Source organism: Prosthecobacter fusiformis (assembly GCF_004364345.1).
In the GTDB taxonomy this organism is placed as follows: Bacteria; Verrucomicrobiota; Verrucomicrobiia; order Verrucomicrobiales; family Verrucomicrobiaceae; genus Prosthecobacter; species Prosthecobacter fusiformis.
The window spans coordinates 53,124-74,711 of record NZ_SOCA01000007.1 but is presented as its reverse complement, the minus strand read 5'-3'; the positions used below and the strand labels follow the sequence as shown (position 1 = coordinate 74,711).

Here is a 21,588-nt window from a genome sequence, read left to right as displayed (position 1 = left end):
ATCTTTTTGTGCCCCCGCTCCTCATGCGCCTCCTTCCTCTGCTCCTCGCCCTCCCCTGCGCCCTTCTCGCCGATTTCCCACAGGTTTACAATAGCGACCCCGGCGATGCCCAGCCCCCAACTCCGCAGCAGGCCCTGGCTAAACTGAAACTCCCCCCAGGCTTCCAGGCCAGCCTCTTTGCAGCCGAGCCGGATGTGCAAAACCCCGTCGCCATGGCCTGGGATGCCAAAGGCCGCATGTGGGTGGCCGAAAACTACACCTATGCCGAGCGTAGCAAACGCTTTGACCTGGGTTTGAAGGACCGCGTCATCATCCTCGAAGACAAGGACAACGATGGCCATGCCGAAACCCGCAAAGTCTTCACGGAAGATGTGCAAATGCTTACCAGTGTGGAGGTTGGCCGTGGCGGCGTCTGGCTCATGTGCTGCCCCCAGGTGCTTTTCATTCCTGATGCCAATGGCGATGACATCCCTGACGGCCCGCCGCAAGTGATGCTGGATGGTTTCACCGTCGCCAAGGATAACTATCACAACTTTGCCAACGGCCTCCGCTGGGGGCCGGATGGTTGGCTGTATGGCCGCTGCGGCCACTCCTGCCCTGCCAGCATCGGCGTCCCTGGCACTCCTGAGGCCGAGCGACTGCCCATGAAAGGCGGCATCTGGCGCTTTCATCCCGAGCGCAAAATCGCCGAAGTACTCACCCATGGCACCACCAACCCCTGGGGACACGACTGGGATAAAAATGGTGAGATGTTTTTCATCAACACCGTCACCGGCCACCTCTGGCATCTCATGCCCGGTGCACATCTGCATGACACGTCCCCCTCCCTGAACCCTGGCGTCTATGAGCGGCTGGATACCATTGCCGACCACTACCATTTCGATACCTCCGGCTCCTGGCAGGACAGCCGCGATGGCAAGGCCAACGACCTCGGCGGCGGCCACGCCCACATCGGCATGATGATCTACCAGGGCGACCAATGGCCTAACCAATATCGCGATAAACTTTTCACCCTCAACATGCACGGCCGCCGCGCCAATGTGGAGCGGCTGGAGCGCCTCGGCTCCGGCTACGTCGGCAAGCACGAACCCGATGTTTTCCTCACTGAGGACGAATGGTTTCGTGGCATCGAGATCAGCACAGGTCCCGATGGCAGCGGCTTCATCCTCGATTGGAGCGATACCGGTGAATGCCATGAATCCACCGGCGTCCACCGCACCAGCGGCCGTATCTTCAAGATCAGTTATGGAAAACCCGGCCTGCCCCAGCCTGCCCTGTATCCCCGTTGCCTCATGGGTGAAGGCAAATTAGCCACCCTCTGGAAACAATACCAAGCAGGCAAAGCCACTCCCGAGCTGCTGACCCAACATCTGAAAGACGAAAACGAACACGTCCGCGCCTGGGCCATCCGCCTCCTCACTGACTTTTGGCCGCTGGATACCCTCACCAGCAAACGACCCGCCACCGAAACATTCGATGCGAACATTTACACATCCTTAGTTAGTCTGGCCAGAACGGATCCCTCCAGCGCCGTCCGCCTCACCCTCGCCAGCACCCTTCAGCGCCTCCCTTTGGAAAAACGCGCTGCCTTGGCCACTGAACTGGTGAAGCATGCCGCCGATGCCCAGGACAAGTTTCTTCCCTCCATGGTCTGGTATGGCCTCATCCCCCTGGCCGACAGCGATCCGCAGTCCCTTGTGAGCATCGCCAAAGAAAGCCAATGGCCCCACATCACCCGCTGGATCACCCGCAATCTCGCCTCACGGATTGAAACAAACCCCGCTACCCTCAATGCCCTGCTGAGTTCTGGAGTCCCGGCTTTAGCCGGTTCCAAAGGACAAGACCAAGCCATTCTCCACGGCCTCAGCGAAGCCTTCCAAGGCTGGCGCAAAGCCCCCAAGCCCGAAGCCTGGGACCGTTTTGTAGTCCCGGCTTTAGCCGGTTCAGGAGATGATAAAACCTCCTCCGCATCGAAGGCGACGACAGAAAAACTCATCCGCGAGCTTTCCACCCTCTTCGGGGATGGCCGCGCTCTCGATGAAGTCAAGGCTCTGGCCCTCGACTCCAAAGCCTCCATCGAAAACCGCACCGCCGCTCTCAAAACCCTCATTGATGCCCGCCCGGATGACCTCCGCAACATCTGCGAATCCCTCCTCGAAACACGCGGCCTCAACAGCCTCGCCGCCAAAGCCCTCACCCAGTTTGATGATCCGGCGATCGGTAAAAAGCTCGCTTCCAGCTATCGGAAATTCAGCAGCGAAGACCGCCCCGGCATCATCTCCGCTCTCGTTTCCCGCCCCAGCTTCGCCAAAGCCCTCCTTGCCCAGATCGCCGCCGGAAAAATTCCCCGCACTGACCTCTCCGCCTTTGATGCACGCCAGATCCGCTCACTCAATGATGAAAGCCTAACCAAAAGCCTCACTGAAGTCTGGGGTGAACTTCGCGACTCCGCAGGCGACAAAGCCAAACTCATCGAAGATCTCAAATCCCGGCTCACCCCTGACGTCCTCGCCAAGGCCGACCTCAGCAAAGGCCGCGCCATGTACCAGATCTGCGCCGCCTGCCACGTCATGTATGGTGAAGGCGGCAAAGTCGGCCCCGATCTCACCGGGTCTGGCCGTGCGAATCTGGATTACCTGCTCGAAAACATCGTGGACCCCAGCGGCGTCGTCAGCGCCGATTACCGCATGAGCATGCTCACCCTCAAGGATGGTCGCATCCTCAGCGGCGTCATCACCCGCCAAAACGACCGCACCCTCACCCTCCGTCTCATGACCGAGGAAACCACGGTCGAAAAAAGCGAGATCACCAAACAGGATACCTCCCCCGTCTCCATGATGCCCGAAGGCCTCCTCCAGGCCTTCCAACCCGACCAGGTACGCGACCTCATCGCCTATCTCATGCACCCCTCCCAGGTCCCCCTGCCAAAATAAGTTTTGTAGTCCCGGCTTTAGCCGGTCTTTTGTATTTTAACGAAGGAGCAAGGTCACACCAAAATCTCCTTCATCACATGCCCATGCACATCCGTCAGCCTCACGTTTCTTCCGCTAAAGAGATACGTGAGTTGCTCATGATCCACACCCATCAGATGCAGCACCGTCGCCCATAGATCATAAACCGTCTGCGGCTTGTCCACCGCCTTGTAGCCGAACTCGTCCGTTTCACCCAACGTCGTGCCCCCCTTGATACCACCGCCAGCCATCCAGATGCTAAACCCATAGGGATTGTGGTCTCGGCCATCCGCCCCTTGAGCGAACGGTGTGCGCCCAAACTCGCCCGCCCACACCACCAGTGTGCTATCCAAGAGTCCGCGTGATTTCAGATCCTTGATCAAGGCAGCGATCGGCTGGTCCACCTGATGCGCCATGTTCGCATGTCCCTTCTTGATGGAGCTATGCTGATCCCATGGATTCGCCGCCTGCCCGCTGCCGATATTTTGTGATAGACAGCTCAGTTCCACAAAACGCACCCCGCGCTCCACCAGCCTCCGCGCCAGCAGACACTGTCGGGCATAAGCCGTTCTGGAGCTTTCGGGGCCATTCATGCCATACATCTTTTTCGTCGCTTCCGTCTCCCCTCGGATGTCGCACAGCTCAGGCACCGCAGCCTGCATACGCCAGGCCATTTCATAGTTTTGGATAGCAGCTTCCACCTGACTGTTGGCCCCCAGTTCCCCGAGAAAACTCTGGTCCATCCCGCCGATGAAATCCAGCCTTTGCCTTTGCAGCATCGCCGCCTCACGCGGCTGGATATTTCTCACCGGCTCACTGCTGTCCGCCTTGATGATGGAGGCCTGATGCTGCGCTGGCAGAAACCCATTGCCAAAAAGCCCCACTCCCCCATGCGGTGCCGTGGCGCTGCCACTTTGCAAGACCACATAACCAGGGATGTCCTGAGACTCCGTGCCCAGTCCATAACTGGACCACGCACCTGCACTCGGATACCCCACAAACGGAAAACCCGTGTGCATGAAAAAATTCCCCTGCGCATGCTCGCTAAATTTCGCCGTCATGCTGCGCACCACCGCCAGCTCATCCGCCACACTGGCCATATGCGGAAACAGATCACTCACCGGCAGCCCGCTCTGCCCATAGTTTTTAAAACCCCAGTGTGATGGCTGGATCACACCATCATTGTTAAACTGCGTCCTCGCCGTGGCAAACGGCGGCGGCTTCCCCGCGTGCTTCTCCAGCATCGGCTTGGGATCAAACGAATCCACATGCGACACCCCGCCACTCATGTAGCAAAAAATCACACTCCTGGCCTTCGGCGCAATCCGCTTCGCCCGATGCACCAGAGCATCCCCCCGCGCCTGCTCAGCCATGAGCCCACTAAGAGCCGCGAGCCCAAAGCCCGTGGAGGTCCGCGATAAAATCTGACGACGTGTGAGGAAGGGGTTCATTTCAGATAAACAAATTCTTTCAGGTTGATGATGGACAGCGCCAGGCTCTCCCAGCCCGCCCTCTCAGGACTCACTATTTCAGCATTTTCAGTTAGACGAGTCAGGCTTCCCATCACTTCATTCAGTTCAGCCTTCGCACGCTCCAGCTCGGCCAGCTTTTCCTGGCTCAGAGCATTCAGCACATCCCGCTCGGTCACGGTCGTGCTTTCCAGATGCCGGGATAACGCCACCTCTTTTTCAGTCAGTGCCCGGTCATAAAGCCGTGCCCGCAGGATCCTCCCACGCAGCATCCGGTTCCCGCCCACGGCCCCATGACGGCAGCCAAGCAGCACCTCCGCATCACCAGCGGCATACGCGCTCACCTCCTTGCTCATATACGGTTCTCCATAGGGTATTCCATCCCGGTATCCCCGGACTTCTTTGCCCTTATAAGTGATGGCTACATGCACCGGCCGCATCGCTACCTCCGTATCCGGTTCTCCTCCGAACTCCTGCGTACGGCGATGGTTATTGCTGCCGGATAGCCACTCTTGCGGTGCCCTTTCCGCATAGACAATCGCATCAAACAAAGAGCCTCGCCGGTCCTGCACCGTCATCACGCCGCCACCTTTTTGATCCAGCGTATCCAGCACCACCCACGCCTCCAGCGTCTTGTTTTCTAAACTTTTAGTTAGCGGCAGGCTGCGCGCCAGTGCCGTCCGCCCGTCCAGGATCAGCGCCCCGTCCTCCACCTTTGCCCCACCTTCCAGCTTCAAGGGCAGGCGCTGCTGCGTATCCTCGCCCCCCTTTTCAAAGGTCCACTCAGCAAACGGCAACGGTGCATCCGCCGCATTCGCGCCCCCCCTGCCATCCGCCAGCTTCTGCCGCACCGGATTCAAGATCTGAAGGATGCGTTTTTGCAACTCCGCTTGCCTCATTTCCATCGCGATTACTTCCCCTTCCTGCTGCCGCGCAAAGTCGGCAGATTTCTTCACAAAGGCCAGGCTCGCCTGCATCTCGCGGTCACTTGGCTGTCGGCCTAAAGCCTGCATAAACATCCGCTTCGTCCGTGCCTCCGCCTTCGGCTCCGCCAGCACCTGGTTCGCCCAGCGGCTGCTCCAGTGGATGATGGTTGGATCATTTAGCAACGCCAGCGACTGCGCAGGCACATTTGTCACATCCCGGTTTCCCCGGGTGCTGGAAGGCACCGGCATATCAAAGGCATTCAAAAAAGGATCCAGATTGTTTCGGATCACTCCCACATAAATGCTCCGCCGCCCATCCTTGCCATAAACTGAATCACCATACATTTGGTTATTCATCGCCCCAGAAAGCATCAGAATGCTGTCACGAATCGCCTCCGCTTCCAGCCTTCGCACAGTCCAGTGGCTCAGCAGTTTGTTCTGCGGATCTTTTTGATCTGCCTGTCCCGTCCCTCTGTCCTCACGCTGAAAAGCCTCCGTCAGCATCAGCGCCTTGATCATCTGCTTCATGCTTCCCCCGCTTTGCTGAAACACCGCCGCCAGTGCATCCAGCAGTTCAGGATGCGTCGGCAGTTCGCCCAGTCGGCCAAAATTATCCGGCGTCCCCACCAGCCCCCGGCCAAAGACATGATGCCATAGCCGGTTCACCATCACTCTGGAAGTCAGCGGATTTTTCGCATCCGTCAGGCTCTCCGCCAGTTCCAGCCTCCCGCTGCCTTGGGTCTCATACGGCGTCGGATTGATCCCATCCAGGAACCTCCTCGGCACCCTCTCCGCAGGCTGCTTGTGGTCTCCGCGAACAAAAAGTGCCGCATCGTAACTGTCCGCTTCCAGCACCCCGGGGGCACGCGTCGGCACAGGCAGTTTTTTTTCCACTTCCCTGTATCGCGCCAGCAGCGCTGCCGCACCCGGCACACTCCTCACATCATTCGGCAGCTTCCCCTGCCTCAAAAGAGAACCCAGCAGCTCCGCCTGCACATCCGTCATCGCACCCTTCTTCCACGCCGTCACCGCCTCTCGCGGATCACCCCACACCGCGATCCCCGCCGGATTCTCATCCGAATTCGTCACAAATGCATCCGTGATGCCAAACCAGGAACGCCCATCCTCCCTCCCCTGCACTGGCGAGTCCGCCACCGTCGTCACCTGCAAAAAGAGATCATCCCCCTTCCAGTAATTGAGGTCCAGCTTCTGCCAGCGCAGCACGCTATCCTTATCCTCCACCAGATCGATGGATCGGTGGATCGTTCCTGTTCGTGGATAATTTTGCACCACATACTTCGCCTTCACACCCCCAGCCCCGGCAGTCCTCATCCACAGGATGCCCCCTTCATTTTTAAAGCGACGCGTCATGATCACCGCCCGGTCCTTCGTCGAAATTAGGTCACTAAAATAACCACTCGGGTGGATGCGGGCAATGATCCCCTCCCCCTCCAGTTCCACACTAAACTCCCCTGGTTTCGACACCCCCTGCTTGATCCCTTGGCCCTCCGTGAACCACGGCTCCTTGCGCATGTCCCACACCTTGGTCGCCACCGGATTCACCCTTTCTTTGGCCTCTGGAATCGTGCGCATATTTTCCACCACCGGTGTCCAGACCTCAGCCATCACCGCCTTGATTTCCCCCTTCAGCCTCACCAGTTCTGCCCGCTCAGCCTCCCCCGTTCCCGGTGCGCTCACATCCACCACCGCCGGCCTCGTGCTCGAAAAAATCCCATACAGCGAATAAAAATCCGTCTGGCTGATCGCGTCAAACTTATGGTTATGGCAGCGCGCGCAGGAAACCGTCAGCCCCTGAAAAGCCTTCGTCACCGTATCGATCTGGTTATCCGTAAACGTCACCAGCTCATCCAATGAATCCGTGGGTGAAAACCCATGCAGCACCATGCGCAGTTGGCCAATGCCCAGCGCACTTTCATTGATGCCATCCTTGATTCGCGGCTTCGCCAAAAGATCCCCGGCGACGGCCTCCTTCACCATTTGCGGATACCGCACATCCTCATTGAATGCGCGGATCACATAGTCCCGGTATCGCCATGCATAGGGGATGCGCAGATCCCCCTCGCTGCCGTGGCTCTCCGCGTAGCGCACCCAGTCCAGCCAGTGCCGCGCCCAGCGCTCACCATACGCGGGACTCGCCAGCAGCCGGTCGACCAGCCGCTCATAAACCTTCGGCACCACTTCCCCCTGCACCGCTTTTTCCCTTCCCATTTCCTCCACAAATTGCGTCACCTCCTCAGGCGTCGGCGGCAGCCCCGTCAGGATGTAAGTCGCCCGGCGGATCAGCGTCGCCGCATCCGTCGGCCCCACCGCTTCCAGCCCCTCCACCTTCATCTTCTCCATCAGTTGCCGGTCGATCTCTGCCGCCACCGCATGCACACTCGCCTTACCGTCCAGCTTTCCCGCCTTCACTGGCTGAAAAGACCACCACTGCTTGCGCCGTTCCAGCACCGCACTCCAGTCCGTCTCCTTCGCCAATTGCGCAGCCGTCGGCGCTTGGTCACGCGGATCATGAGCCCCTTCCGCGATCCATTTTTCAAAGTCCGCAATCACTGCGTCATCCAGCTTCGCGCCGTTCTTCGGCATCTTCAGATCCTCATGCGCATGCTTGATGGAAACCAGCAGCAGCGAGGCCGTCAGATCCCCAGGAGTGATCGCCGCGCCACTGTCTCCGCCGGCCTGCCAGCCCGGACGGGAATCCAGCAGCAGCCCGCCCTTTTGTTTGCCCGCCTCGCTGTGGCATTCATAGCATTCCTGCGCCAGCACCGGACGGATGCGGGATTCAAAAAACTCCACTTGGGCCGCCGTTGGTGCCCCCATGGCCACCCCGCCCGCCAGCAGAAAGAGAATGTGGATTGCCTTGTTCATGCCAGCAGCCTCCGGGTGATGTTTTCCGCAGCCTCCATACACATACGCCCCACTTTTTCGAATTGGTCACGCTTCAGCCGGAAAGCCGGAGCCATCACCGTGACCGCCGCCACCGGATAACGGTATTCGTCCATCACTGCCGCCCCCACGCACTGGATACCTTCCAGCCCTTCGGAGAGATCCAGGGAATACCCGCGCTTGCGCACCTTGGCCAGATCCGCCTCCAGTGCATCACGCGTATCCAGCGTCGTCGGGGTAAATTTCTTCAGCGTCACCTGGCTAAAAAATGCCTCCAATTCCGCCTTCGGCAGATGCGCCAGCACCGCCTTCCCCGGCGCGCAGGAATACATCGGCACCTGCAAGCCCACCGTGCCGCTCACCTTGATCGCCTTCGTGGAAATGCATTGCTCCAGCAGCGTCATCTTATGATTCACCCCCGCCAGTAATTGCACTGTTTCCCCGCTCTCATCCCGCAGCCATTTCAGGGATTCCAGCGCACACACCACCAGGCTCTTCTCCCTCACCTGCGGACGTGACAGGTCGAACAGTTTGTTCGTCAAAACAAAGCGCTTATCATCCTCACGCCGTTGCAGATAGCCCCGCGCATGCAGCGTGCCGGTGATGCGAAAGACCGAGTTCACCGGCAGATCCAGGTCCCGCGCAATCTCCGTCAGGCTCAGACCCATCCGGTGCCGCCCCAGCAGCTCCAGGATAGCCAGCGTCCGCTCCGTCCCAGGCGCGGCGGAATTGTCGTCCAGCAGGATGGCGGAGTCTTCGTCAGAGAGTCGTTTCATTTCTAAATCCAGAAACGTTTCCAGATTTGGAAATCTTTCAAGCCCTCGTTTTTTCCGAAAATCGCGTTCTTAATCCCCTCCCCCGCCACAACCACCGCAGCCGCTGCCCCCACAGCCGGAGTTTCCACAGCCTGAACTACACCCACCACAGCCCACAAAGGTTCCGCTGGTGTTTGAATCACCGGCCGATCTCCTATACAAAGCCGAATGCAAACTAGCGTATGCTGGCATTTGCAGGGCCTCGTATCCCCCCAGCGCCACCAGCATCGCCATCTGGCGGGGGTCCCCCATCATCGGAGTTTTCTCAACCTGGCTCGCTGTCACTGGCGGCTGCTTCCTGAGTGCCCTCCAAAGCCGATCCCCATTCTTGGTCCGGCGTGGCAGGAGCGAAACACGCACCATCAGGATAATAAAAGAGATGATCAAAAGCATCACCAGAAGCGCCACCGGGCGGTCCCGCGAAATGCCGACATACACCTTCATCACCCCCATTACCATCACTGTAACCAGAGGCACAGCCGCCATCCAGCGCTGCCTCCAGATGCCGGAAACGCTTTCCAGGATCCCTTCCGCTGCCAGACGCTCATGCATCTCCATCATCATCGGTCTCAGCGCCTTGCGTATCTTGGCAGATGTAGTCTTGCCTCGCACCGGCACCACCTTCAGCACGCGTATTTCCACCGGATGCAGCCCCTCAGGGATAGCGGTGTTTGTCTCAGCCCACAGTCTCGCCGGGCTTTGGCCGCTATTCACATTCACCAGTTTCAGGCTGTAAAGCGCAGCAAGTGCAGCATCCACAGCCCGGTCACCTCCGCCCCCCAGAAAAGCGATGTCATATCGGTCCGTTAAGGTCACCGCCCTACCGTTTCTGCACCTCACCAGCCATGGCCAAACCAACGATGCAACCAAGGCCAGTGCAAAACACACCGCATACCATTTCAAAAACTCCCCCCCGCGCTGGCCCAGCACCTTCATTACCGGCTGGCAACCGGCCAGGAATATCATCCCCAGCACCAAAATCACCGCCGTCTGCACCACCGCCGTCCGGGGCAGCCTCAGCCACGTCGGCTTTGGCAGCAGCCAGTGCCGGGACACATCCACCCAACGGCTGCTCATCGGCTGAAACCTTTTTTCCGCAGGCGGCCAGATGTCCGCAGGTGCGACTTCACCAAACAAACGTGCATAGCTTTCCAGCGTCCGCTCATACTGCTGGTGAAATTTCACCTCCTCATCCACCCCGCCCGCCGTCGGCTCGTGATGCAGCGGCCTCCTCAGCACCTCCTGGCACAGCCCGTCCCAGTAAGAGCGCGTGTACACCATGTGCAGATGCCAGGCTTGGTCCACCTCCTCAGACGGCGTCACCGGATGCCCCGCGTGCTGGGTCATCAGCAAAAAGCGCTTGTACTCAAAAATCACCCGTTTAGCGAAGTGGTGGCTCCAGCCATTCTCGCGCGCCAGCCTGGCGGCAAAACCAAACACGGCCTGGTTGTCATTGAGCTGGAACCTTTCCAGCTTCTCCCACGTGGCCTGAACCTCAGGCGGGCATTGGATTGAGATCATCAATTAGGATATTCACCTGACCTTGCCAGACTTCTCTGGACCATGCACGGACAATTTGGCATCCAGTTTGGAATCCCTGCACAACTTCAATTAGAAGTTGGCGCATAAAATTTAATTTCCAAATCTAGAAACAATTCTAAATTTGGAAATCTTTCAATCAACCTCCATCTTGCCGAAAGCTGCCGCCATACCCCGGCTCATACAGCGTGTATCCCAGCACCGGAGCCATGGCCTCGAAGTGCTTATCCTGCGCATACACCCGGCACTCCATACGCTGGGCGATGGTGGCGATGAGCACATCATTGGCCGGAGCCGTGATGCCAGCATCGCGCAGCTTCCAGTTGTTGCGGACGGCAGCCATGTAATCCTCTTCGGTGACGCGGACGTAAAGAAGCTCGGAAAAAAGGCCCGCCATCTCCTTTCGCTCCTGCTTGAATGCACCACCCATCACCTCCAAAAAAACGGGAGAGCAAAGCGTCGCCTCATATACTTCCAGCAACCCTCGCAACCCAACTTTTGCCTCCAGGCTTCCTTGTCGTCGGGCTGCTGCAATCCAGATGGAACTGTCCACAATGACCATGCTCAATCCACCCCCAGGGCTTCAAGTTCATCATTGGTCATGGGATAATCAAAATAACCTTCCATCAGCTTTTGCCCGAACTCCTTCGCACGCATCCGTTTCACATAATGCTCGACAGCCTTAGCGATGGCAGGACTCTTGTTTTTTTCTCCAGTCAATTCCATTACCCGCTGAATGGTCTCATCTTCAATTTCGACTGTGATTCTCATGATGGCATCATTATGCCTCACCTCCCGCATCATTTCAAGCCTTTTAGCATCATTACATCAATAATTTTCCCTCATTTTTCATGAAATCCGTCATCGCCCTGCATCCCGGCCAGATCGAAATCCTCGATACCCCCACGCCCACTCCCGGTCCTTATCAGGCCCTTGTTAAGACGGAATGCGCCTGTGTCTGCAACCGTACAGACAGCGAGCTGCTGCATGGCAACTTCCCCGGCATGGAAGACAAGTTCCCCTTTGCCCTCGGTCATGAAAGCGTGGGCATCGTCATCGCCGTGGGGGAAAAAGTACGCCATTTCACCGTCGGTGATCGCGCCGTTAGCGGCCTGAATTTTGATCTCCAGATGGAAGGCGTGGACTCCGGCTGGGGCGGCTTCGGCGAATACACCCTGGCCAATGACCACGAGGCCATGGTCGCCGATGGTGTGGCCGATGAAGCCCACGGCTGGTTTGAGGTCTATGAGATCCAGACCAAGGTGGATGCCGACATCCCGCCGGAGGAAGCCGTGCTCCTCTGCACCTGGCGCGAAGTCCTCGGGGCCTTTCGCGACTTCCACCTCCAGCCCGGTGATGACGTGCTCATCTACGGCGCAGGTCCCGTCGGCTTAAGCTTTGTCAAACTCGGCCGCCTTTTCGGCCTCGGCTGGATCGGCATCGTGGATCGCCATCCAGACAAACAAGCCAAGGCCCTCGCCTTCGGAGCCGATGCCGTTTTTACTCCCGGTGACAAGATTGAACGCACGAAAAAACTCGATGCCGTCATTGATGCCGTCGGTCATCCAGACATCCTCCAGCAGGGGCTTCCCCTGCTCCGTCGGGGTGGTTCCCACTGCATCTACGGCGTCCTCAGCCACCCCATCTTGCACATCGATAAATCCAAGGCCGATTTCAATTTTAACCTCTTCGTCCACCAATGGCCCACCCGCCGCTACGAAAAGGAAAGCCAGCCCCAGCTCTGCCAGTGGATCCGTGAAGGCAAACTCACCTCCGCAGAATTCATCACCCATCGCTTCCCCCTCGACCAAATCGTCGAAGCCTTCGATGAAATCGCCCGCCGCAAAGTCATCAAAGCCCTCATTCAGTATCCCAGCGCCTGATGGCTATCCATACCCCCGGCCAAACTCGCATTCCCACTGCTTGCATCGCCTCTTGAATAAGAGGATATTATAGATGCTGATCCAACCCTGCTGCCAGGTCTATACTAGCATCGTAGATCCATCTGTTCTGAAGCGTCCACTCCTGCTGGGGGCCATCAGGTCTCCCTGCTAGACGCCCAGACCGCCCCTTCATCCCGACTCCACCGTCTTCCCCATGTCCCCATTTTCACCTTCAGAATGCGCCCCATGGGGAGCTTTTGGGGATCATGGGGATTGCATGGGGACTCTTGGGGAATCCAATCCCCATCGGAATTCGTTGGTTATCAGTCGTTTGTATCGATTCTTCCCCAAATGGGGAAAAATTTGCACCTTTCCCCATTCCCCGGCATTCTTCACACCCACCCCATGCGTTTCCTGATTCTGCTCGCTGCCGTTTCCTTCCTCCTTCCTGCCGTTGCCCCGGCTGCGGAGGTCACTTTGCACCGCTGGTCAGGAGACCTCAATGTCCCAGACCCGGTAGCCTGTACCGTGGATGAAAAAGGCCGTGTTTACGTCGCCGCCACCACCCGCCGTAAGGTGGGGGATCTGGACATCCGCGAGCACACTCAGTGGATCCCGGACGATGTCAGCTTCACCAGTGTGGAGGCCAAGCGCGACTTTTATCACCGCGAGCTGGCCCCTGGGAAAATGCGCCGTCCCCGTGGCAGCCTGAAGGATCATAACAAGGATGGCTCGATTGATTGGAAAGACCTCACTGTACACACCGAGCGCATTTATCAGCTCCGGGATACCGATGGTGACGGCACTGCGGATAAGATGACGGTCTTCGCGGAAGGTTTTAATACTGAAGTCACCGGTATCGCCGCTGGCGTGCTTTATCACGATGGCTGGGTTTATACCACCATCGCGCCAGACCTCTGGCGGTTGAAGGATACCGATGATGACGGCGTGGCCGATATCCGGGAGGTCGTCGCCCACGGCTTCGGCATGCACATCGCCTACGCCGGCCACGACATGCACGGCCCGCGCCTAGGACCGGATGGCCGCATTTATTGGAGCATTGGGGACAAGGGCGTGAACGTCACCGACAAGGCAGGCAAGAACTGGTACTATCCCCATGAAGGTGCCGTCATGCGGGTGGAGCCTGATGGCAGCGGCTTTGAAGTCTTCGCCCATGGCCTGCGCAATGTTCAGGAAGTGGCTTTCGATGACTTTGGTAACATCTTCGGCGTGGACAACGATGCCGACATGCCGGGGGAAAAAGAGCGCTTTGTTTACATCACTGAGCGCAGTGACAGCGGCTGGCGCTGCAACCACCAGTACATGAAATCTGACAGCCGCTGGATGCGTGAAAACATCTGGATGCCGGGCGCTGTGCAGCCCCTTTTCATCACTCCACCTCTGGCCAATGCCTCCAACGGCCCCGCCGGATTTCTTCATGAACCCGGCACCGCTTTGGGCGAACGGCTGCGCGGTCACTTCATCCTCAATCAGTTCCCTTCCGGCAAGATGGAAGCCTTCACGGCCAAGCCCGTCGGCGCGGCTTTTGAGATGAGCAAGACCCGCCTGGTGAACAGCGGCATCATGGGCATCGGCATGAGCTGGGCTCCCGATGGCACCTTCTATATGGCGGATTGGGTAGGCGGTTATCCCCTAGATGAAAAAGGTGCCATCTGGTCCGTGGATGAAGAGAAGGGCAAGGAACATCCTCTGCGCAAAGAAACCCAGACTCTGCTCACAGGCGGCTTCACTGAAAAGAGCCTCAATGATTTGCAAATCTTGTTAGGCCATGCTGACCAGCGCGTACGCGTCGCCTCCCAGCTCGAACTGGCCAAGCGAGAAGAATGGAAAACTCTCGCCAAAGTCGCCGGAGATACCAAGGCATCACTTCTGGCACGCATTCACGGTGTGTGGGGATACGGCATCGGCTTCCGTCGCGGGCAGACGGATGACAAACCACTGCACATCATCCTGGAAACCGAGACCGATCCCGAAGTGCAGAGCCAGATCGCCAAAGTTCTCAGCGATGGCAAACCGGGCGAGGACGCGAATACCGCCCTGATTACCCTCCTGGGTTCGGATTCCGCCCGCGTGCGTTTTCACGCCGCCATCGCACTGGGTAAGCTGGAAGTGTCTGCTGCCGGTGATGCCCTCCGTCTCATGGCAGAAAAAGACGCGGCAGATGCCTGGTTGCGCCACGCCGTGGTCACGGGCCTAACCGGTTGCGTCAAAGCTGAACAGCTCGCTTCACTGACTGCTTCGGAATCTAAAAACCTACGTGTCGCCGCCACCCTCGCCCTCAGCCGCCAGCATTCACCCCTGGTCGCCGGTTATCTGGAGGATGCCGATGTGGCCATCGTCAATGAGGCCTCACGGGCCATTCACGATGACATCGGCGTGCCCGAGGCCCTGCCCCAGCTTGCCGCCATGTTGGATGAAACGCACTCCCTGGAAGAGCCCACTCTGCGCCGCGCCATCAATGCCAACCTCCGCCTCGGCCAGCCAGAAAATGCCTCCCGGCTGATCCAATATGCCCTGGCGGACAAACCCCTGTCCGTCGAAGCCTTCCAATCCCTCCTGTTTTTCACCGCCCCTCCGCTGCTCGACCGGGTGGATGGCGTTTATCGCACCTACCCCGCCCGGGATACAAAAGCAGTGGCCGATGTCATGCAGCCTCATGTGCCGGCCATGCTGGCTCTGACCAATCCAGATCTCAAAGCTGCCGGGGTCGAGCTCATGATCAATCTGGCGTTGGCTGTAGAAGCCCCTGCCCTCCAGCAGATCATTGCGGATAAAATCGCCAAGCCTGAACTCCGTGTCGGTGCCCTGAAACTAATGGCCGCCCAGCATTCCGCCGATCCTGCCTTTGCGGAAACGGTGAAACAGTCCGCAGACAAATCTGCTCCTGCGGAACTCCGCATGGAATCCCTAGCTCAGACTTTCCAGCATCAGAGTGACCTCGCCCTGGCCGAGGCCTCCCGCGTACTGGAGAAAGGCACCCTGGCGGAAAAACAAGCCGCGATGAAACTGCTGGCTGGCACTAAAACCAAGGCCGCCAGCGATTTCCTGGATGGCTGGATGCAGCGCCTCGCCGCAGGCAAAGTGGAGACTGGTCTCATGCTGGATGTCATGGAAGCCGCCCAGGCCCATGAGTCCCTCGTCGAGCGTGTCACCACCTATCAGCAGGCCCGCACCAGCGCTCCCAGGGATGATCTGGTGGAAGGCGGCGATGCAAAGAATGGCAAGGACATCGTGACCAATCACCTGGGTGCCAACTGCCTAGCCTGCCACACCGTGGAAGAAAAAGAGGGCAGCCAGGTGGGTCCTATCCTGAAAACCATCGGCAGCCAGCGCACCAAGGCCGACCTCCTGGAATCCCTCGTCAATCCCGTGGCGAAGATCGCTCCCGGTTATGGCCTGGTTTCTGTCACCCTCAAGGACGGCAGCAATCTGGCAGGCGCTTTGTATAAAGAAGACAAGGCCAGCATTACCATCCGCCTGGCCGATGGCACCGAAACCAAGCTGGCCCGCAGCCAGATCTCCATGCAGACGCCACCTATCTCCATGATGCCGCCAATGATAGGTATCCTCACTCCTCGTGAGGTACGAGACGTCGTCGCCTACCTGGGGAGCCTCAAACCCAAAAAATCCACCTCCAGCAAGAAGAAGGATGAGCATTAAGCCTGAACTCTCAGCGACTTTCCAAGGCCACCCTTGCCAGGAAGAAAACGCGGCCTAGTCTGAACTCATAACATGGTGGTGCGAATTTTTGACCGTTATCTGGGCAAGCAGGTTCTCTCGGCGACGCTGATGGGCGTCCTGCTGCTCAGTGGCGTGATGGTGCTTGGGAACGTATACAAGAAGCTGGATGAACTGCTGGGGGATACCCAGTTACCCCTGGGATTCATCCTGGAGTTCATCGCTCTGATCATTCCGTTTTCCCTCATCTTTACTATACCCTGGGCTTTCCTCACCGGTATCCTCCTGGTATTCGGGCGCTTGTCAGCGGATAACGAACTCGTCTCCCTGAGGATGACCGGCTGGTCCATGGCGCGTATATGCGCGGCCGTATTCGTCCTGGCCTTTGCCTTTTCCAGTGTCTGCTACTGGGTGAATGTATCCGTATCCCCCATGGCCAAGGACCGCATCAAGCGCATGTTCTTTGAAGTGGCCATGGAAAATCCGGCCGCCCTTTTCCAGGAAGGCCGTGTATTAGACAAGGTCCCCGGCTTCCGCATCTATACAGGCAAGCGTGATGGCAATATCTTAAAGGATGTCGAAATCATCGAGATGGAAGACCGGCTGGCCCAGCGCGTCATCCACGCCCGCCGTGCCGTCCTGGAGATGAAACCTGGGGAGCTGGACTTTGTCATGCACCTGGAAGGGGCCGAGATCGAAAGCATCACCTACACGGATGAAAAGGCAGTGGATAAGGTGGAATTCGTCAATGCGGAGAGTACGGCCATCGTCTTCCCCCTGTCGCGATTAAAGGCGGATACCGTCAAGGTGAATGCCAGTATGAAAGCCACCAGCATGCTATGGGAAGAAGTGAGCAGTCATCAAGACGGCGTCACTGGCAAAGCCATGGATGCCAAGGACCACAGCCGCTCCCTGACGGAGCTCAGCAAGCGGTATAGCTTTTCGCTGGCCTGCATTACCTTCGCTCTCGTGGGCATACCTTTGGGAGTCACCGCGCAGCGCCGTGAAACTTCCAGCGGCTTTGCCCTCAGCCTCATCACGGCCACCGTTTACCTCGTCTTCATCATTTTGGGAGATACCCTCAACAGCCAGCCTTCGGCGCTGCCGCATCTCATTATGTGGCTGCCCAACGTGCTTTTCCTGGGCATCGGCGGCTTTTTGTTTTACCGCCTCAGCCGCCGCTGAGCTCTTTTGTTTATGAAGACCCGCCGTCAATTTTGGTTGTCCATCCTGGCTCTTGCGGCCGGACTGACGGCTGGCTGTGAGAAGGCTGCTTCTCCCAAGGTGAATTCCCTGCAATCTTGGAAAGTGGTGCTTCTTTCTGCCCGGGGTGACCGCATTTTTGAAAACGGTCAGCGCACTGCCCTGACCCGCCTCATGGCCCAGGACCCACGCTTTGTCCTGCAAGTTCAGGATGCAGGCTTCAGCCCTGAAACCCAGCTCACCCAGATGAAAGAGGCTGTGGCGGAGAAGCCCTTTGCCATCCTGCTGGACCCTCTCCAGCCCAAGCCCTTGAAGACGGAAGTCGCAGCGGCAGTCAATGCCGGTATCCTGGTCATCGGTCTGGGCGAAAAATGCCTGGACCTGGGATGCAATACGGCCCTCATCGGTGATCAGCGCCAGCTTGGCAGCCTCGCCGGGGATATGACCGTGCGGGCTCTCCTGCTCAAGAACCAGGAAATGGGCTTGTCGGAGGCCGTCGGCCGGGTCATTGAAATCCGGGGTGATGAAGATAGCAGCCTCTGCCAGCATCGGCATGAGGGTTTTGCAGCCGCTTTAAAAAAGGCACCTGGAGTCATCCTGGTACACGATGCCCCGGGTGACTGGAATGTGACCGGTGGCCGTGACCGCACCTTCGACGCTCTGCGTCTTCAGCAGTCCTTTGATGTCGTCTATGCCCACAATGACCTCATGGCCCTGGGCGCGTCCATGGCTCTGTCCCAAAAGAACCTGCGGGACAATGTGATGGTCATCGGCACAGACGGTTTCCGCGGTCCTGAAGGCGGCATCACCCTGGTGAGTGATGGTGAAATCGACGCCACCTTTTATCACCCCCTGCTGGTGGATCTGGCCTGGGTGCTCGTACGCAAGAAACGTGAAGAGCCCGCCTTTCATCCCAAAGCCCGTTATGAACTGCCCCTGCGCAGCATTCAGCCCAAAGACTTAGAAGACATCCGGCTCAATGGTCTGGCTGCCTTTCCAGAACTATAACAACGGGCTGGCAAGGATCGTTAGATCGTCCAGCCGAACCACTGTTTCATCCAACCCAACGCCGCGATCAGGCTGGTGACGACAATGCCGAATTCCAGGAGCAAGGCCAAGCGGCGACGCTTCGCTGCCTTACGCAGGTGAAGAGGGATGCGCTGCGGGGAACGCAGGGCTTTCTTGACATACATTGGCTCTGGGGCCGGAAGTACATCTTTGGTCGCCATGCGCTGACGGCGCATGGCATGCGGAGCGGCCACAATGGCACATTCCAGGACATGGATTTCCTCCTGCAAACTGCGGGAGCGGCTGCGCATTTGCTTCAGTCGGGCGGGCTGGATTTCTTGGGCAACGGACTGAACGGTCTTCGGACGACGGGAGGCGACGCGTTTGTTCATAGGAGCAGGGAGTTAAAACATCAGCTTGGCTAGAATGACTGCAATCAGCACTGTCACCATGAGAGGCAGAGTGAAAGCAAAGCCACGGCGAGTCCAGGCGGCCAGATCATCACTTCCCGAGAGGGAACTGGTGAAGCGACGTGGGCTGTGGCTGACGTATTCTTCATCTCCACTTTCCTCATCGTTCTCATCCTGATGATGGTGAGAGCTATCGGCATTGCGGTGTGCGGTCACGCGGCGGATACCTTTTTCAAAGCTCGTCTCCGCCTCAATGAGGGAGGAGATGGCTTTGTCCAGTTCCTGGTCGAGCTGGCTGCGGTGCCAGCGCTCAGGGAGAAACATTTTCAGTTCTTCGAGGCGGTCGCGAAACTCCTGCTGGGTGGCGGACATGTCCTCAAACCGGCGGCGGGCATCCTCAAGGTCATCGGTGATGACCCGCAGGCTGCGTTCCAGTTTTTCAGTGATGTCCTTACGACCTGCGATGAAGCGCTCCTGCTTCTGCTTTAGGTTTTCCAGGATTTTTCGCTGATGCTCCAGCTCTTCCTGCTCGGCCCGCAGTTTGGTGAGCCGATGCTGGGCTTCACGGACCTGCTGGTCCATGTCCTCCATGGGAGATTCATCGGCATGACCGATGGTGAATTCCGGGGCGTCATCGAAGCGAAGGATATTGTTATCCTCAGCGGCGGGAACCGTAGCATTTGCGGGAGAGCGGCGGGCCATGGCTGTCATGAGTTTTATTTCAGTGACAGTAATATTACAGCTCTTTTAAATAATCTAGGCTTTTCGTGCGTTTTTTGGCCAGCCAGTAGGGGGCTGCACCGAAGATGAGGGAGAGGACGAGTACCGCCGCCAAAGCGGAGAGGTCTTGAAACAGGATGCTGCGGGGGGATTGGAAAAGGCCCGCGGCCTGGGCTTTCCAGCGCAGGGCCTCAGGTAAAGCCAGGGCGGTGGCGCTGAATAGGATGTAAAGAAAGCTGCTAATGAGGCAAAGAGTACCCCCAAAGCCGGAGATGATGCGGGCAGGATTCGGCTCGCGGAAATTGGGCAGCAGGGCTCCCAGGGACAAAGCCAGGGCATTCAGTCCATAGCTAAGCATGAGCACCGCCGCGCAGAAGAACACGGTGCGCTGCCAGGGTAAGGCGAGCGAGAGGCTGGAGGTGAAGACGAGGGCGGTGGTCAGCAGCGCCATCACTCCCCCGCTGAGGCGGAGTTTCAGGCTGAGCACGCGCTGCAAAGACAGGGGTGAAAGCCCGATGATCCACATCCGCTGCCCTTCCAGGCTGAACTGTGGGAAGATGAAACGGGTAGTGAGGGTGGACAGCGCCAAGCAGCATACTAGGAGGTTGAGGTGGCTGATGACGATGATCCAAAACGGGCTTTGCAGGTCATAGCCTAGCTGGCGCAGATTCGTCGTATACATCAGCAACAGCCCAAAGATGAGCAGGCTCTGCCCCCACTGGGTAGGCTCGCGGATGAAAGTACGGATGTCTTTGAGGATGGAAGCGTGCTCGGGCCGACTCAGCCCCCAGACGCGCCGCATCAGGCTGGGGCGGGCTGTTTTATCCGGGTGATTGAACCAGGCTTCGGAGGCGGCCTGCTGCCGCGCCATGGGGACGGCAGCCATGACCCGGTTCCACGCAGGGTAGAAAAGCCGCCCGCCGATGCCCACGGTGAGCGTCAGGGCAAAGAGGGCATTGGCCAGCAACGCAGATCCAAAAAATGCAGCCTGCTCATGCAGCCCCCGGCCGGAGGCAATGATGACCTCCGCCACCCAGGAGCTGGGCAGCAGCGGATGCATGCAGATTTCCGTATGCTGGAGCACCCCATGGAGACTGGAGACGATGTCGCTACCGCCTTTATGATCCTGCATGGGATCACGAGCAGTAAAGAAACTAACCAGTGTACTGCCCAGCAGCCATAGGCCCAGCAGAGCCACCGGCTTCCACCACCATTGCTTGGCATGGCGGACCAGCAGAAGGAGAAGCCAGGAGGAGAGATTGGCCGAGATGGTGACCAGGCACAGAAGTGCGGGAGCACCAAAAAAGTAAAAAGCCGGTCCGGCATGATACAATCCTCCCAATGCCACCAGAATAGGAGCACTCAGCACCAGCAGCCCCCAACTGGCCAGGGCCATTCCCTCCAGAGTTTTCCACAATACCAGACTGCGATATGGCAGCGGCAACGCCACCTGCCAGTCCATATCCTTGCGGCGAAACATACCCATGCCGGTGATGGTGGCATTCGAGAGCACCAGCATGACAAAGAAGAAAAAGAACAGCAGGTAAATCAACCGCTCCAGCAGCAGCGGGCCGAACAACGGCATGCGGTTGACGAATTCCAAACCGCGTGAAACCAGCACATAAGCCGCCACGCAGTATAAGCCCAGGAAACTGCCAATGGTAAGAATGAGCAGCCGGTTTGAAGCCAGCCCATGACTGATCCGATGCCGGAGCATCTGCCCATGAATACGGGCCAGGAGGAGCGTGGCTGAGGCGGATGACATGAAACAGGTTTCCGTAAACGACTAACAGCCACTGTATGACAGGACTGCAGCAAATGGCGCTGTATTTTTTATAGTGGGAATGAAGAATATTCGTCTTTGCCCGGCTACAGCTATTTGCCCCAAGCTGATAATAGCCGCTTTTAAAAGTGCAGGGGGTGCTTGCACAATGCCGTGCTGGAAAAACTGGACAGATGTGAAGAATGTCGGGATGCCAGCTGGCTTGTGCTTGAGAATGCGGTTTTTAGGGGAAGAGGGGGCCGGGATAGTTTTCGCCTGCGATTTGACACTTGGCACCC

General features: G+C 58.1%; 14 protein-coding genes. 5 read left to right on the top strand and 9 right to left on the bottom strand.

The window, feature by feature from the left end; translation table 11 throughout:
- Positions 1-23 precede the first annotated feature (23 nt).
- Complete coding sequence (locus EI77_RS16580) at positions 24-2,933, top strand: PVC-type heme-binding CxxCH protein (protein ID WP_133796417.1); 2,910 nt, start codon at positions 24-26, stop codon at positions 2,931-2,933.
- 53 nt (positions 2,934-2,986) lie between these two features.
- Here the strand turns inward: EI77_RS16580 and EI77_RS16575 are convergent, their stop codons facing one another.
- From EI77_RS16575 to EI77_RS16550, 6 genes are all read right to left on the bottom strand, one after another.
- Entirely contained in the window at positions 2,987-4,402 is a 1,416-nt protein-coding gene (locus EI77_RS16575) for a DUF1501 domain-containing protein (RefSeq protein WP_133796416.1), read from the bottom strand.
- Entirely contained in the window at positions 4,399-8,232 is a 3,834-nt protein-coding gene (locus EI77_RS16570; protein ID WP_133796415.1) for a DUF1553 domain-containing protein, read from the bottom strand. The genes EI77_RS16575 and EI77_RS16570 overlap by 4 nt, the downstream gene beginning before the upstream one ends.
- Positions 8,229-9,026, bottom strand: a complete 798-nt coding sequence (locus EI77_RS16565; RefSeq protein ID WP_133796414.1) for an IclR family transcriptional regulator — start codon at positions 9,024-9,026, stop codon at positions 8,229-8,231. The genes EI77_RS16570 and EI77_RS16565 overlap by 4 nt, the downstream gene beginning before the upstream one ends.
- A gap of 69 nt (positions 9,027-9,095) precedes the next feature.
- Entirely contained in the window at positions 9,096-10,586 is a 1,491-nt protein-coding gene (locus tag EI77_RS16560) for a TIGR04222 domain-containing membrane protein (protein ID WP_133796413.1), read from the bottom strand.
- Positions 10,587-10,743: 157 nt separating this feature from the next.
- On the bottom strand, positions 10,744-11,166 hold the full coding sequence (locus tag EI77_RS16555; RefSeq protein ID WP_133796552.1) for a PIN domain-containing protein: 423 nt from the start codon (positions 11,164-11,166) through the stop codon (positions 10,744-10,746).
- 2 nt (positions 11,167-11,168) lie between these two features.
- Positions 11,169-11,375 (bottom strand): type II toxin-antitoxin system VapB family antitoxin, encoded by a 207-nt coding sequence (locus tag EI77_RS16550; protein ID WP_133796412.1) that lies wholly within the window; start codon positions 11,373-11,375, stop codon positions 11,169-11,171.
- A gap of 80 nt (positions 11,376-11,455) precedes the next feature.
- Here EI77_RS16550 and EI77_RS16545 point away from each other — a divergent pair, with 80 nt between their 5' ends.
- From EI77_RS16545 to EI77_RS16530, 4 genes are all read left to right on the top strand, one after another.
- Entirely contained in the window at positions 11,456-12,487 is a 1,032-nt protein-coding gene (locus EI77_RS16545) for a zinc-dependent alcohol dehydrogenase (RefSeq protein WP_133796411.1), read from the top strand.
- 405 nt (positions 12,488-12,892) lie between these two features.
- Complete coding sequence (locus EI77_RS16540; protein WP_166647305.1) at positions 12,893-16,168, top strand: PVC-type heme-binding CxxCH protein; 3,276 nt, start codon at positions 12,893-12,895, stop codon at positions 16,166-16,168.
- A 72-nt stretch (positions 16,169-16,240) separates the two neighbouring features.
- A complete protein-coding gene (locus tag EI77_RS16535; protein WP_133796409.1) occupies positions 16,241-17,371 on the top strand; it encodes an LptF/LptG family permease in 1,131 nt (376 codons plus the stop codon).
- A gap of 12 nt (positions 17,372-17,383) precedes the next feature.
- Positions 17,384-18,397, top strand: a complete 1,014-nt coding sequence (locus EI77_RS16530; protein WP_133796408.1) for a substrate-binding domain-containing protein — start codon at positions 17,384-17,386, stop codon at positions 18,395-18,397.
- Between the two features lie 20 nt (positions 18,398-18,417).
- Here EI77_RS16530 and EI77_RS16525 read toward each other — a convergent pair whose 3' ends face one another.
- The 3 genes from EI77_RS16525 to EI77_RS16515 are packed head-to-tail and all read right to left on the bottom strand — an operon-like array spanning position 18,418 to position 21,292.
- A complete protein-coding gene (locus EI77_RS16525; protein WP_133796407.1) occupies positions 18,418-18,789 on the bottom strand; it encodes a hypothetical protein in 372 nt (123 codons plus the stop codon).
- A gap of 12 nt (positions 18,790-18,801) precedes the next feature.
- The gene (locus EI77_RS16520) at positions 18,802-19,509 is read right to left on the bottom strand and encodes a hypothetical protein (protein ID WP_133796406.1); all 708 of its coding nucleotides are present in this window, start codon (positions 19,507-19,509) and stop codon (positions 18,802-18,804) included.
- 34 nt (positions 19,510-19,543) lie between these two features.
- Positions 19,544-21,292 carry a putative ABC transporter permease subunit gene (locus EI77_RS16515; protein WP_133796405.1) on the bottom strand — a complete coding sequence of 583 codons (1,749 nt, stop codon included), beginning with the start codon at positions 21,290-21,292 and terminating at the stop codon, positions 19,544-19,546.
- Between the last annotated feature and the right edge of the window lie 296 nt (positions 21,293-21,588).